General features: G+C 47.4%; 1 protein-coding gene. It reads right to left on the bottom strand.

Annotation, left to right across the window (positions count from 1 at the left end):
- The coding region (locus IQR33_RS25645; protein WP_193844176.1) for a tRNA-dihydrouridine synthase at positions 1–287 on the bottom strand (287 nt) is incomplete at its 3' end.
- Between the last annotated feature and the right edge of the window lie 2 nt (positions 288–289).

Here is a 289-nt window from a genome sequence, read left to right as displayed (position 1 = left end):
TCAGATGGACACCCCACATTTAGGTTAATCTCATCGTAGCCACGCTCTTGCGCTAGCTTGGCACACGTAGCCAAATCTGCTGGGTTTGAACCACCAAGCTGAAGGGCTAACGGATGCTCTTCTTCGTTATAAGCCAGGAAATCTCCTTTTCCATGAATGATCGCACCTGTCGTCACCATTTCAGTGTACAACAGGGTTTCTTTGGTCATTAAGCGATGGAAGTAGCGACAATGACGATCAGTCCAATCTAACATTGGTGCTACGGAGAGCCTGCAAGAATGAGTCATGA

The sequence above is a fragment of the Vibrio sp. OPT46 genome, from assembly GCF_015163535.1.
GTDB lineage: Bacteria > Pseudomonadota > Gammaproteobacteria > Enterobacterales > Vibrionaceae > Vibrio > Vibrio alginolyticus.
Note: the sequence above shows the minus strand (reverse complement) of the source record. Positions and strands in the feature narration are given on the sequence as shown.